Origin of the sequence: Paenibacillus soyae, from assembly GCF_024623455.1 — a bacterium.
GTDB classification, from domain to species: domain Bacteria; phylum Bacillota; class Bacilli; order Paenibacillales; family Paenibacillaceae; genus Pristimantibacillus; species Pristimantibacillus soyae.
Map to the genome: position 1 here is coordinate 179,881 of NZ_JANIPJ010000011.1, position 13,768 is coordinate 193,648.

Below are 13,768 nucleotides of genomic sequence, written 5' to 3' on the forward strand. Positions count from 1 at the left end.
AGGATTATGGCCCAGCGGTCGGATGTCGTCCTGAACTATAAAAGCGTCGTCAATCATGCCATGCAAGCTGGCGCTATGTGCTATAACCTTATGGTTCATAACGGCTGGCTTGAGAAACAGCCGGAAGCCATCGACAGAAACGCCTTGGCGGGCGCTGATCGCTTGCCGGCTTTATCGCTTATAGCATGCACCTGACCCCGCTCTGAAGCGGGGTTGTTTTTGTGTCCAGACCAACCCTGGTTAGAGCAAAAAGAAGCAAGCGCCTCGGGAGGACATCGATACGACTCGGTGGAACTCTTATAGGAGAACTTATGACGCAACTTATTGGTGCACGAATAGTTGCGAGTCGTAGGCTGCGGGTGTTTTATACTTTGGTCCAGGAGGAGGGATTGAGATGGATTGGCTGGAGCGGATGAACCGGGCGATGGACTATATTGAGATGAATTTGGCTGGGGACATTGAACTGGAAGAAGTAGCGCGTAGAGCTTGCTGTTCGACCTATCAGTTCCAAAGGATGTTTCCCTTCATCACCAATGTCCCGCTGGCTGAATATATTCGGCGACGAAAGCTTACCCTTGCCGCGCTCGAATTACAGAACAGCAGTACGGCGAAAGTGATCGATGTTGCCATGAAGTATGGCTACGAATCCCCGGTTTCTTTTGCCCGTGCTTTTCAAGCTCTTCACGGGGTCACGCCGGCTATGGCCCGTCAAGACGGGATTGCGCTGAAAGCCTATCCTCGCCTCTCCTTCCAGATTACGATCAAAGGGGTAGACGCGATGAATTATCGTATTGAAACGAAGGAAGCATTCGAGGTATTCGGCATGGAGCGGGTTTTTCGGATCGATGAGGACGGCGAAGCGCCGAACACGCCGGCGCAGCTCTGGCAAGAGAGTCATGCCAATGGCGAAGTAGAGAGACTTGCTGTCAATGCCGGCGACTTGCCGAAGTTTGTGAGCCAGGATTCGTACAAAGTACATGGGATTTGCAGCTACAGAGATACAGGGAAGGATACTTTCCCGTATATGCTAGGTGCCTTCAAGAGTGGAACCAGCAACGAGGCCGGATATTCGACTGTAACGATTCCCGCGCTGACATGGGCCATCTTCCCATCGGAGCCGATCGGCTGGGATGCGTTCGGCGACACGATTGAAACGTTGTATCGAAGATTTTTTACGGAGTGGCTCCCAACGTCAGGCTATGAGCAGGCGGATGGCTTGGAGTTAGAGGTTTACGGCGGAAGGGACGGCCTTCATTCCGTTGAACTTTGGTTTGCCGTAAGGAAGGTCTAACCCCATGGCGCTAAGAAAATTCAATCCTTCAGGAATGGTCTCGTCAGACGCTTATAGCCACGGTGTTGAGGTTACATCCTTTGGGCGAATGCTATTCATTTCGGGCCAAGTCGGAATAGGCGGGGACGGGATTCCCGGTCAAGATATTCGGGAGCAAGCGGAGCTGGCCATCGGCAATTTGAACAAAGTCCTTGCCGGTGCGGATATGGATATGAACGACATCGTGAAAGCAACGATCTATTTAACGGATGAAGGTCTGATCGGTCCCTTCATGGAGGCCGGCGCGGGCTTCTTGCCGACCCCTCCGCCGGCGACGACGCTAGTTATTGTCAAAGCGCTCGCTTCTCCGGTATTGCTCGTTGAGATCGAAGCCGTCGCAGCAAGGTAATATCGATGACCCTACGGGCAACAAGAAAGGGCCGACCGCCGCAGCGGTCAGCCCTTTTCCCTTACCATCGAGTGGTTATTTTTCGTTCGATTGATAAATCTCTTCCTTCATATAATGTCCATCCTTAACGACGGTTTGCTCGATATTGTCCTTGGTCACGGCAACAGGCTCCAATAAAATCGAAGGCACCTGCTTCTGGCCATTGTCGACCGTTTGATCAACGGCGGAAGGCGTGCCTCCCATACCGACCTCTACCGCAAGCTGTGCAGCGCTTTGGGCAATTAACGGGAGCGACTTATAGACCGTCATAGTCTGCGTGCCCGCAACGATCCGTCGCAGGGCTTCGAGCTCGGCATCCTGGCCGGATATAGGAATCTTCCCTGCCTGACTGCCGATGGCTTCGAGCGCGCCGCGCGCCAAGCCGTCATAAGCCGTAACAATCGCGTCGAAGGGTTCTCCGTTATTAGCCAAATAAGCTTGAATCTGCTCCCTCGCTATATCCCCGGACCAATGCTCGGTAAGCTGGTCATACACGATTTCAATCGAACCGTTATCGATTAGCGGCTGAAGGACTTCGAAGCTGCCATCCCGTACTAGCTTCGCATTATTATCGGATGGAGATCCCCCTACATAAGCGTACCTCCCCGTTTTCACTTGATCGACAACATATTGCGCCTGAAGCTGACCAACCTTATGGTTATCGAACGATACGTAGTAATCCACATCCGCTTGCAAGATCATCTTATCGTACGAAATAACCTGAATGCCTGCGGCATGAGCCATCTCGACAATTTTTCCTGACGCAATAGAATCCGTCGGGATCACAACCAGAACGTCCACGCCTTCTTTGATGAGGAGCTCAGCTTGCTGGATCTGTACCTCCGCATCCTGATTGGCGGCTAATGATTTGACATTGCCGCCAAGCTCGATCACTTTCTTCTCGAAATATTCTTTATCCCGGTACCAGCGGGCCTCTTGCAAAGTATCCATTACAAATCCGACATAAACCTTATCTTGATCGGATCTCAGCTTGATCGCCGCCGCATCGGTTTGCCCGGAGTCGACGGGCTGGGCTTGGCCGCATGCGGCTAACACCAGGATCATAAGCAGCGTTAATCCGCTGACTACTATTCGTTTCATCGAATCGTGCTCTCCTTTCATTGGCTAAATGTGAAAACGCGCGATAAGCTTGTTCATTCTCTCCACTAATTCCCGCAGCTCGTTCGCTCCGTTCGAAACCTGCTGCATCGCATACTTCTGCTCGGTAGCGGTGGCCGAAATCTCTTCAGCGCCGGCTGCCGATTGTTCGGATATCGAGGCGATATGCTCGACCGACTGATTGATGCCATCGCTTGCTTCGCCAAGATGAACGAGTGTTTCGGAGATATCATCGATCCTCTGGGACATGGTCGAAACCTTCTCTTTGATGTCAAAAAAGTACTGTCCCGACGTTTCAATCTGCTGCTTCCCTTTGCTAACCTCTTGGAAGCCGTTGTCCAGCTCCCTGGTCATCGTCATGATCTCGGCATTGATGGTGCCAACGATCCTCGTAATACTATCCGACGACTTGCCGGCTTCTTCCGCCAACTTACGCACCTCGGTTGCCACTACGGCAAAGCCTTTTCCGGCCTCGCCGGCGCGCGCGGCTTCGATCGCGGCGTTAAGGGCCAACAGATTGGTTTGTTTCGCGATCGAACGGATGCTTCCGACAAAGTCGGTAATGGCCGAGGTTTGTTGTTCCAGGTCCTTGATTTTATCGACCAGTCTCTGCACCGTCTCCGTGATCGTATTCATCTGCTCGAGGGACTGCGTCATTTGATTGCTTCCATCGATGGAGACCGTCAGCACCTCTTGCGAGAACCGTACGAGCCTTTCTCCATTTGAAGTGGCGCCTGTAATGTTCTCGTAAAATTGCTTCATGTTCTCCGAAATCATATGGGCCTCTTCCGCCAAGCTGGAAGCGCCGCCCGCAAGCTCTTCGACTGTCGTTGCAACCTGCTCGCTTTGCTCCCGCACCCCATCGGAGGTGTCCGTCAGACGAAGCACTTGATGATCCACATGGCCGGATAAAGCCGAAATTTCATGGATCATTTCCTTCAGGCTGGCTTTCATATGATTGATGGACTTGGATAACTGGCCAATTTCGCTCTGGCTCTGATCCGGAAGATCGTCGATATTCAAATTCCCGCTCGCGATGGCGTCGCTGAACGTGACGACCTGCAGCAGACGGCGGCGAATGGAGCGGCTGATAGAAAGAATGAGAACGATCGAAATGACGAAGGAGATGACTACCGAGATGACGAGAGTCGAGATGGAGCTGTTAATGTTCTCACCCGAACGCTCGATGGCCTCTTGATTGGACGCAATGGCCTTTTGCTTCAAGGCGTCTCCTAATGCCATGGTGTCTTCCTTAAACCGGGTCGCGGCAGATTGCAATTCAACAAATTTTTCGGTATTGATATTTTGGACATGAGGCACGATTTGACTGAAAAAATATTCGTCGAGCTTATGATTGTTTTCGATCATTTGATCGAACAGGTCGACTTGCTCATCCGTTGTTAGATGCCCTTTAAGTCCTTTGGCCGTATCCACAAACTGATCGCTCAGCTCCAGATAGAGAAGCAAACGCTTATTATTGTTATCCAGAATAAACTCGGGAACGAAGAGATACTTCTCTTGATACAGGGACATGAGCTCCGACACCTCGATGACCACCTCGTTTTCGACACGAGTTTGTTCAACGGATGTTTTGGTACGAGTTAACAACCCGAATGTAACCGCTACTGACAATATAAATAAGAGCATGACAATCGTAAAAATATAGCCGTATTTCCTGCCGATTGATTGGCTGCTCCAAAATCCGTTCTTTCGCATGTATACTCCTCCCGGCCAACTGTTCAAAAAATATATATCCCTGTATTTATCGGTAAAGTCAGAAGAAAATTAATTTTTTTCGACATTATTAGACATGCCAAATTGCACCAGAATGCCTTCTGCCTAACAGCGAATCGATTCAGATGCTTATACCCATAATAGGTATACGACCCCAACCCATTCCAGGAGAGGAACTTATGCCGCATTCACATCCAATTCCGTATATGCTCCGAGAAAACATTCTAACGGGAAACGCCCTCTGGTTTCTCCTGCTCGGCGGGCTGAGCCTTCTACTTATCGCCTATACCTTTTGGAGAAAAAGGGACCCCAAGCTTCTGGCGTTGTACCTAGGTTTGGGTGCTATTGCAGGTTACTTTGAAAACGTAGTCTGTATTTGGCTTGAGAGCTACGAGTATTACCCTCACATACTGAAGGACCCGTATCTCGATATCGTATTGGGAACTTACCTCTCTCAGGTCTATTACGTCACTTCGGTGGCTCTGTTCATTACGGCTTTTCACCTGCGTTTTCGGTGGGCTTTGGTGTTCGCCGGGATGTTTGTAGGGATCGAATACGGATTTTTGGCATTGGGGATTTATAAACTGAATTGGTGGCACCCGGGGTATACGTTTATTGGACTGCTGCTTTTCTTCTGGATCTCCAACAAGTGGTATCGGCTTATACAGATTGAATCCTCGCGGTTTGTCAGATGGTTTACATTGGTCGGGATCAATTACATTCTTTACGGTAATGTCACGGTCCTCCCGTTTTTCAATCATAACTACCGATTTGTCGGCGGTTTTTTTGAGCTTCCGGAGAGGGATACGGTGACAGTGCTTATAATCTTCATGCTGGTGCGGGGGGTCATCGTGGCAACGGTTTGTTTCTACCGGCTGCACTGGGCCATTCTGGCATCCGTTCCGATCGCGATTGGGGCGGGCATTTTGGTTCTGACACATGCGCACATTCTTACGTTTAAGTATGAATGGTGCTTATGGTTATTCACATCGGCAGATACTATCGTACTGATCTGCTGCTTCTTTTTCAACCGAATACTATCCTCTCGTCACCGCCATCCTCATTGAGGATGGACGGTCGACGTTGTTATAATGGATCTATGTCGACTCCATTAATTGCCACCAAATTATATATTCCTGCGCCTCGGCCCAACACGGTGCCGCGCCGACGGTTAATCGAAGGATTGAACAGGGGCTTGCACCGAAAATTGACCCTGATCTCCGCGCCGGCCGGCTACGGCAAAACGACCTTAGTCTGCGATTGGCTGGCCGACTGCGGGCGGCCGGCGGCATGGCTGTCGCTGGAACAGGAAGACAACGAGCCTGCGCGCTTCATCACCTATATGATCGCCGCGCTGCAGACGATTGCGGAGAATATAGGCGAAGGCGTGCTTTCCGTCCTTCACTCTCCGCAGCCGCCCCCGATCAAGTCGATTCTGACGGCGATCCTTCATGAACTCGCGGCCATTCCGTTCCCTTTTATTCTTGTTCTGGATGATTACCATGCGGCGAGCCCGAGCGAGGTGGATGAAGCCGTAGCCTTCCTGCTGGACCATCTCCCCCATTCGATGCATCTTGTCCTTACGACCCGCGAGGACCCGGCCATTTCTTTGCCGCGGCTGCGTGTTCGGGACCAGATCACCGAGCTGCGCGCCGCCGACATGCGATTTACGCTTAGCGAAGCCGAAGCCTTTTTTAACCAAGTAATGGAGCTCAACCTCTCCAAGGATCATGTAACGGATTTTCAATCACGCACCGAAGGCTGGGCCGCGGGCCTGCGCTTGGCTGCCATCTCCATGCAGGAGGAGCGGGACGCCGATCGGCTCCTGCAGTCTTTTACGGGCAATCATCATTTTGTGCTGGATTATTTGGTTGAGGAAGTGCTGCAAAGGCAGTCCGAGGATGTCCAGGTCTTTCTGCTGCAGACCTCCCTACTCGACCGATTGTGCGGTCCGTTATGCGACGAGCTAATACCCGAGCATGGGGCTTCGGGTAAGGACATGTTGATCGAGCTTGATCGTAAAAATTTATTTGTCATCCCCCTGGATAAGGAACGGCGGTGGTATCGTTATCATCATTTGTTCGCGGATATTCTTCGCAGACGGCTGCTGGAAAGCGCGGATGAGGGCCTTATCGCGGAATTGCACAAACGAGCGAGCTTCTGGTATGAACAACAAGGTTTCGAAATCGAGTCGTTTCGTCATGCTGTCGAAGCGCGGGACATCGAGCGGAGCGCGCGTTTGCTTCAAGGCAATGGAATGCCGCTGCATCTGAGAGGGGCCGCGCGAGTAGCGCTCGACTGGCTGGAGTCGCTGCCTGCTCAGGAGCTGAATGCTAGACCGGCATTGTGGGTTTTCTACGGCTCGGCCCTATTGATAGCCGGGAAGCCGACGAGCATCGAGCCTAAGCTTCAAGCGGCGGAGGCAGTCTTGGAGGGCGTGGAGCAAGACGCCGGCGTCAGGGACTTGATCGGCTGGATCGCGGCTACCCGCGCTACGTTGGCATCCTTGAGCTTAACCGATAGCTCCGACGTGTCCGAGCTCCGTCTTGAAGCGGCAGAAGCGGCTATGCAAGATTCGGATAGGGAAGACAAGACGGATGAACTAGTCGAATTCATTGCGCCTGTACGGAAAGCCCTGGTAAGAGATACGGAAGGTATTGACCTTATAATGGCCCAATCGCGCCGAGCGCTGGCCTATCTGCAGCCCGATAACCTGTCGGCCCGGACGGCATCGGCTTGGATGCTGGGCGTCGCTTGCCAGCGAAGGGGAATTTATGCCGAGGCACTCGAAGCCTATAACGAGGTCATCGCGAATTGCCGAAGGATCAATCATCGGCTGATGGCGATTATGGCCATGATTGGAATCGCGCAAATACAGGAAGCGGAGGGGCGCACCGATCTGGCGGCGGAGCGTTACCGGGAGGCTCTGGGACTTGCCGGCGATTTGCCGCACCCGGCCATCGAAGAAGCTCGATTGGACCTAGAGCGTTTGCGCCGCGTTCTCGAGGACGGAAGGAAGGGCGACCTGCTCAGCCCGCGCGAGATCGAGGTGCTGGAGCTCATAGCGAAGGGGCACTCCAATCGGGAAATCGCCGGGAAGCTTTTCCTCGCCTTGGATACGGTGAAAGGCCACAATAGAAGAATATTCGAGAAGCTCCAAGTGCAGCGGCGCACGGAAGCGATTGCCCGCGCCCGCGAATTAAACTTGTTAATGGGCACCCCGAAACCACACTAAAGTGTCTACAGGTCCATTCCCCCCCGAGCTATACTGCTGATAAAGGAGTCAGGAGGGGGACCAAGGATGAGAAAGCTGGAAAGAGCGGCAGGGGTGTTGTTTTTGTTGTCGACGGCTGCATTCCTGATCGGAAGCGGCATGCTGGATCCTATTTTACACGGGGCCGATTTGCTAAACGGTGTGGTTGCCAAGCAAAAGCAAATATATGCGGGAGTGTTCTTGGAGGTCATTAACGCCATAGCGGTCGTGGGGATTGCCATGCTGCTGCATCCCATTTTGAAGAAGCATCACGAAGCATTTGCCTACGGGTACTTCGCTTCGCGGGTCGTGGAGTCGGCGCTGCTCATTGTGAGTCTAGCCGGTCCGTTGATCATTCTCGCGTTAAGCAAGCAAGCGCCGGCATCGGGAGCCTCAGGTGATGCATCCATGCACACGTTAGGAAATGCGGCGGTGGAAGCTCATTACTTGCTGTTTGACTTGGCCATGCTCGTGCTGAGCGTAGGCAGCCTGCTGTTTTGTACGATCCTCTACCGGTCGAGACTAGTTCCTCGGCTGTTGTCCGTCGTCGGCTGGATCGGGTATACGGGCTTGCTGGCGAGCAGCTCTCTGTCGCTAGTTGGTGTGGAAGCAGGGAATATTCTTTATATTCCCGGAGCAATATTCGAGATCGCTTTACCGATTTGGCTTATCGTGAAGGGATTTCGATCGTAATTCGCATAAGGTAAACAGAACGGCCCCTCGGGAAGGGGCCGTTTGTTATTCCAACTCGATCGCTTTGACCGTTTCGCCTTCGATCAACACCGGCTGGTAGTAGGTTTTGACGGGTAAGTCTTTTTTGCCTTGCAAGTTCCTGATAATCCAGTCCGCGGCGTCGCGGCCCATCTGTTCTTGGGGGTGAGTCAGCGTCGTGAGCTGAATATTGGCGTTCTTGGCGATGTATGAGTTGTCCTGGCCGATGATGGACAGCTCGTCCGGGATGGAGATGCCCAGTCTTCTGCACACATGTACAACCTCTAGGCCAACTTCGTCGTTATAGCACACTAGCGCGCTTAATTCGCCCCGATTGTCGTTCAGGAAGTCTTCCAGACTGGCGGACAGGTCCGGCTTCGTATCCGTGTCGAAGGACAGGACATGCTCGGGACGGAACCGCAGCTTGGCCTCTCCAAGCGCCTTAATGTAGCCTTTCATCCGATATTTCCCCTGCAAGTCATCCATCTTCGCGATAAGCCCGATCTGCGTATGGCCTTTGGCGATGAGCTCTCTGGTGGCAAGATAGCTGGATTGCACGTCATCCAGGCAGAAGAACGGCACCTCCAGCTCTTCGTAATAGGCATTGATCATGGTGAAAGGTACCTCTTGCTCCTTGAACGAAAGGTAATACGCGATGTTCGGGTTGTACACGTTGCTCCGCGTAGGCTCGATAATAAGTCCGTCCACGCCGTAGGAAAGCATCATCTCGAGCGCTTTCTTCTCTTGCGCGATATCGTTATTGGTGCTGGCGAGCAGCAGGGAATAGCTATCCTCATTCAGCCGGCTCTCGATGCCGCGAATAATGGAAGGGAAGATGTAATCGGAAATATAGGTGGTAATGACGCCGATGGTTCGCTTCCCGCCCGAACGGGAACGGTACTGGCTGCTGACGTAAGTGCCGGAGCCCTTCTCGCTTCGCAGGAAGCCCTCGTTCGATAGCTCCAGAATGGCCTTCCGAACGGTCTGCCGGCTCACGTTGTAGCTTTCCTGCAGAGCATGCTCCGTCGGGATTTGCTCGCCCGCCTTGTATGTGCCCGACAGGATATGACTCTTGATATCATCTATAATGACCTGGTACTTAGGCTTCACGATATTCACTTCTTTCATCGTTGAACGGATAAGTTGTACGTACACATATTAGCATGAAATGCTTGAAATGCAAATGCAGCGCCATTTAATTGCAGGTAAAACCGTACAAATTCCCTACTTAGTCCTTGAAAAACGCAGAATATGACAGCGATAAGTGGCATCGAGACTTATGTAGGTATAACTATTAGACTATATTGACAAATGTACGTACAAAAAATATACTAAGGCTGTCAGTAAGGGAATGGGCGGGAAACCGAAAACGGAGAGGGGATAAGCGGGCCATGAGTCAAGCAGAATGGAAAGAAGCGATAGCCAAGGGAGAAACGTCACTGGGTATTGAATTGGGCTCTACGCGGATCAAAGCGGTGCTGATCGATCGTCGTTTCCAGACGATCGCGTCGGGCAGCTACGAATGGGAGAATCAGCTCAAGGACGGCTATTGGACATACGACCAGAAGGATATTCTGACAGGCGTCCAAACGGCTTACCGCGAGCTCAAGCAGGAAGTGGAACGGAACTACGACATTACGCTCCGGGCTGTCGGTTCGATCGGCTTCTCCGCGATGATGCACGGCTATCTGGCATTCGATAACAGGGGCGAGCTTCTGGTGCCGTTCCGGACGTGGCGCAACGCGACAACGGGCGCGGCGGCCAAAGAATTAACGGAATTATTCCAATTTAATATACCGGAGCGCTGGAGCATTGCGCATCTATACCAAGCAATCTTGAACCAAGAGGAGCATGTGCCTCAGATCGATTTCGTAACGACGCTGTCCGGTTACATTCACTGGCTGCTGACCGGCAACAAAGCGATCGGCATCGGCGATGCCTCCGGCATGTTCCCGATTGATGAGGCGACGCATAACTACCATGCTTCGATGGTCCAGCAATTCGATGATCGCATCGCGTCTAAGGGCTATCCGTGGAAGCTGAACGATCTTCTTCCGAAAGTCTACGTCGCGGGCGAGCAAGCGGGCGAGCTGACGGAAGCGGGAGCCGCGCTTCTCGACCCGGCCGGGGACCTGCAGTCGGGCATTCCGCTTTGTCCTCCGGAAGGCGACGCGGGCACGGGCATGGTGGCGACGAACAGCGTCCGGAAGCGCACGGGCAACATCTCCGTGGGCACTTCCGTATTCGCGATGATCGTCCTGGAGAAAGAGCTGTCCAAGGTGTATCCGGAGATCGATATGGTCACGACGCCGGACGGCAGCCCGGTCGGCATGGCTCATGCCAACAACTGCTCCAGCGATCTGAACGCCTGGATGGGCTTGTTCCGTGAGTTCTCGGCGGCTATGGGCTACGAGGCGGACTCCGGCAAGCTGTTCAGCGTGCTGCTGAACAAGGCGCTCGAGGCCGACCCCGACGGCGGCGGCCTGCTGAGCTACGGCTATCTCTCGGGCGAGAACATGACGGGCATCGACCAAGGCCGTCCGCTCTTCGTCCGCTCGCCGGAAAGCAACTTTAATCTGGCCAATTTCATGCGCACCCACTTGTTCACGGCCTTCGGCGCGCTCAAGATCGGCATGGATATTTTGACCGACAACGAGAAAGTGGCCATCGACAGCATCCTGGCTCATGGCGGCCTCTTCAAGACTCCCGTCGTCGGACAACGCATCGTAGCCGCCGCGCTTAACGTACCGATATCGGTCATGTCCACGGCCGGCGAGGGCGGAGCATGGGGCATGGCGCTTCTGGCCTCCTACTTGCTCAACAAGGATCAAGAAGAGCGGCTCGACGACTTCCTCGAGAAGAAGGTATTCCAGGATGTCGAAGGCGAGGAGATCGCGCCGGATCCGGCGGACGTGAAAGGGTTCGAAGCGTTCATGGAACGCTACAAAGCGGGTCTCGCCATTGAGCAGGCCGCGGTAGATCATCTGCTAGAGAACGGGAGGAGCTAACGTTGTTAGAACAGCTGAAGGAAGAAGTATACCAGGCGAATCTGGATTTGCCGAAGCACGGACTCGTGAAATTTACATGGGGCAATGCGAGCGCGATCGATCGGGAGAGCGGACTGTTCGTCATTAAGCCGAGCGGGGTCAGCTACGAGAAGATGAAGCCGAGCGATATGGTCGTTGTCGATCTCGACGGACAAGTGGTCGAAGGGGATCTAAGACCGTCCTCCGATACCGCGACACACGCCGTGCTGTACAAACATTATCCGCAAATCGGCGGCATCGTGCATACGCACTCGACTTGGGCCACGATCTGGGCGCAAGCGGGACTCGATGTGCCGGTCATGGGCACGACGCATGCGGACACCTTCTACGGCGCCGTTCCTTGCGCGCGCTTCCTGAACAAGGATGAGGTGGACCGGGGGTACGAAGCGGAGACGGGCCATGTCATTATCGAGACGTTCGAGCAGCGCGGGTTGGACGTCATGGCGATTCCGGCGGTCCTGCTTCAAGGACATGCGCCGTTCACTTGGGGCAAGGACGTGAAGTCGGCGGTCGTGAACAGCGTCGTGCTGGAGGAAGTGTGCAAGATGAACCTGTACGCCCGCCAGCTGAACCACTTCGCCAAGGAGCTGCCGCAGAGCATTCTCGATAAGCACTATCTTCGCAAGCACGGGAAAGACGCCTACTACGGGCAAAAATAATCGGACTTATCCATTATATATTTTATAGAAAAGAGGATGATCAGGATGACAGCAACAGCAGCTAAACAATTTTGGTTCGTCGTAGGTTCGCAGCACTTGTACGGAGAAGAGGCGCTGGCCGAGGTTAAGGCTCACGCGCAGACGATGACGGATGCCCTGAATAACAGCGGCGTGCTGCCTTATCCGCTCGTGTTGCAAGACTTGGCCGTTAGCGCGGACAAAATCACCAGCATCATGAAAGAAGTGAACTACCGCGACGAAGTAGCGGGCGTCATCACTTGGATGCACACATTCTCGCCGGCCAAAATGTGGATCCGCGGCACGAAGCTGCTGCAGAAGCCTCTGCTGCACCTCGCGACCCAATACAACGAAAGCATTCCATGGGCAACGATCGACATGGACTTCATGAACCTGAACCAAGCCGCCCACGGCGACCGCGAATACGGCTTCATCAATGCCCGCCTGAAGAAGCAGAACAAAATCGTAGTCGGCTACTGGGAGCGTCCGGAAGTACAGAAGCAAATTGCCGATTGGATGGACGTGGCGGTTGGCTACAACGAAAGCTTCAACATCAAAGTCGCTCGTTTCGGCGACAACATGCGCAACGTCGGCGTAACCGAAGGCGACAAAGTCGAAGCGCAAATCCAATTCGGCTGGACTGTCGACTACTACGGCATCGGCGATCTCGTGCAATACGTGAATGCCGTGTCCGAGCAGGAAATCGATGATCTGATGGGCCAATACGCGGAGCTGTACGACTTCGACTACGGCACGAACAGCAAGGAAGCATGGGAAGCCAGCGTCCGTATTCAAGCCAGCTATGAGATTGCATTGAAGCGATTCCTGGACGAGAAAGGCTACAACGCGTTTACGACGAACTTCGAGGATCTGCATGGCATGAAGCAGCTTCCGGGTCTGGCCGTTCAACGCCTAATGGCGCAAGGCTACGGCTTCGCCGGCGAAGGCGACTGGAAGACGGCCGCGCTTGACCGCTTGATGAAGGTGATGAGCCGCAACCAGAATACGGGCTTCATGGAAGACTACACGTACGAGATGGCGGCAGGCCAAGAAGCAATCCTGCAGTCCCACATGCTTGAGGTGGATCCGTCCTTGGCGGCGAATAAGCCGAAAATCGTGGTCAATCCGCTCGGAATCGGCGACCGCGAAGACCCGGCCCGTCTCGTATTCGACGGCAAGGCCGGCGAAGGCGTCGTGGTCTCCATGGCCGATTTCGGCACGCACTACAAGCTGCTGATCAACGAAGTGTCCGCGTTCGAGCCGACGGTTCCGGCTCCGAAGCTGCCTGTCGCTCGCGTCCTCTGGACGGTGAAGCCGAACTTCCAAGACGGCGTGAAGGCTTGGATCGAGAACGGCGGCGGCCATCATACCGTCGTGTCCTTGAACCTGACGACCGACCAGATCGTCACGTACGCGAAGCTCGTGAACCTGGAGTATGTTGTGATTAAATAAACCGCAAATCAAACCGTTTCTTTGGCAAATGGCGCGCAAAACGCCCGTCTGCCGAGA

The 13,768-nt window shown here is 53.6% G+C and carries 12 protein-coding genes; 9 read left to right on the top strand and 3 right to left on the bottom strand.

The window, feature by feature from the left end:
- Nucleotides 1–6: 6 nt before the first annotated feature.
- From NQZ67_RS16370 to NQZ67_RS16380, 3 genes are all read left to right on the top strand, one after another.
- Nucleotides 7–195: a DUF3231 family protein gene (locus tag NQZ67_RS16370; RefSeq protein ID WP_257447900.1), complete on the top strand. Its 189-nt coding sequence runs from the start codon at nucleotides 7–9 to the stop codon at nucleotides 193–195.
- Nucleotides 196–394: 199 nt separating this feature from the next.
- On the top strand, nucleotides 395–1,291 hold the full coding sequence (locus NQZ67_RS16375; RefSeq protein ID WP_257447902.1) for an AraC family transcriptional regulator: 897 nt from the start codon (nucleotides 395–397) through the stop codon (nucleotides 1,289–1,291).
- A gap of 34 nt (nucleotides 1,292–1,325) precedes the next feature.
- On the top strand, nucleotides 1,326–1,679 hold the full coding sequence (locus NQZ67_RS16380) for a RidA family protein (RefSeq protein WP_257447980.1): 354 nt from the start codon (nucleotides 1,326–1,328) through the stop codon (nucleotides 1,677–1,679).
- Nucleotides 1,680–1,754: 75 nt separating this feature from the next.
- On the opposite strand, the gene NQZ67_RS16385 is transcribed toward NQZ67_RS16380, so the two are convergent.
- Together NQZ67_RS16385 and NQZ67_RS16390 are read right to left on the bottom strand one after the other, a co-directional pair.
- Nucleotides 1,755–2,819 carry a sugar ABC transporter substrate-binding protein gene (locus NQZ67_RS16385; protein WP_257447904.1) on the bottom strand — a complete coding sequence of 355 codons (1,065 nt, stop codon included), beginning with the start codon at nucleotides 2,817–2,819 and terminating at the stop codon, nucleotides 1,755–1,757.
- 24 nt (nucleotides 2,820–2,843) lie between these two features.
- Complete coding sequence (locus NQZ67_RS16390) at nucleotides 2,844–4,553, bottom strand: methyl-accepting chemotaxis protein (protein ID WP_257447906.1); 1,710 nt, start codon at nucleotides 4,551–4,553, stop codon at nucleotides 2,844–2,846.
- Between the two features lie 197 nt (nucleotides 4,554–4,750).
- Here NQZ67_RS16390 and NQZ67_RS16395 point away from each other — a divergent pair, with 197 nt between their 5' ends.
- From NQZ67_RS16395 to NQZ67_RS16405, 3 genes are all read left to right on the top strand, one after another.
- Entirely contained in the window at nucleotides 4,751–5,638 is an 888-nt protein-coding gene (locus NQZ67_RS16395) for a hypothetical protein (protein WP_257447909.1), read from the top strand.
- Nucleotides 5,639–5,670: 32 nt separating this feature from the next.
- Nucleotides 5,671–7,806: a winged helix-turn-helix domain-containing protein gene (locus NQZ67_RS16400; RefSeq protein WP_503636298.1), complete on the top strand. Its 2,136-nt coding sequence runs from the start codon at nucleotides 5,671–5,673 to the stop codon at nucleotides 7,804–7,806.
- Nucleotides 7,807–7,872: 66 nt separating this feature from the next.
- Nucleotides 7,873–8,517, top strand: a complete 645-nt coding sequence (locus tag NQZ67_RS16405; protein ID WP_257447913.1) for a DUF4386 domain-containing protein — start codon at nucleotides 7,873–7,875, stop codon at nucleotides 8,515–8,517.
- Between the two features lie 45 nt (nucleotides 8,518–8,562).
- Here NQZ67_RS16405 and NQZ67_RS16410 read toward each other — a convergent pair whose 3' ends face one another.
- Nucleotides 8,563–9,645, bottom strand: a complete 1,083-nt coding sequence (locus NQZ67_RS16410; protein WP_257447916.1) for a GntR family transcriptional regulator — start codon at nucleotides 9,643–9,645, stop codon at nucleotides 8,563–8,565.
- 281 nt (nucleotides 9,646–9,926) lie between these two features.
- On the opposite strand from NQZ67_RS16410, the gene NQZ67_RS16415 reads away from it, so the two are divergent.
- From NQZ67_RS16415 to araA, 3 genes are read left to right on the top strand one after another with little or no spacing between them, the layout of a single operon-like run.
- Nucleotides 9,927–11,543, top strand: coding sequence for a xylulokinase (locus NQZ67_RS16415; RefSeq protein ID WP_257447918.1), 1,617 nt, complete (start codon nucleotides 9,927–9,929; stop codon nucleotides 11,541–11,543).
- 2 nt (nucleotides 11,544–11,545) lie between these two features.
- Complete coding sequence (locus NQZ67_RS16420; RefSeq protein ID WP_257447921.1) at nucleotides 11,546–12,241, top strand: L-ribulose-5-phosphate 4-epimerase; 696 nt, start codon at nucleotides 11,546–11,548, stop codon at nucleotides 12,239–12,241.
- A 45-nt stretch (nucleotides 12,242–12,286) separates the two neighbouring features.
- Entirely contained in the window at nucleotides 12,287–13,711 is a 1,425-nt protein-coding gene (gene araA, locus NQZ67_RS16425; RefSeq protein WP_257447923.1) for an L-arabinose isomerase, read from the top strand.
- Nucleotides 13,712–13,768 lie beyond the last annotated feature (57 nt).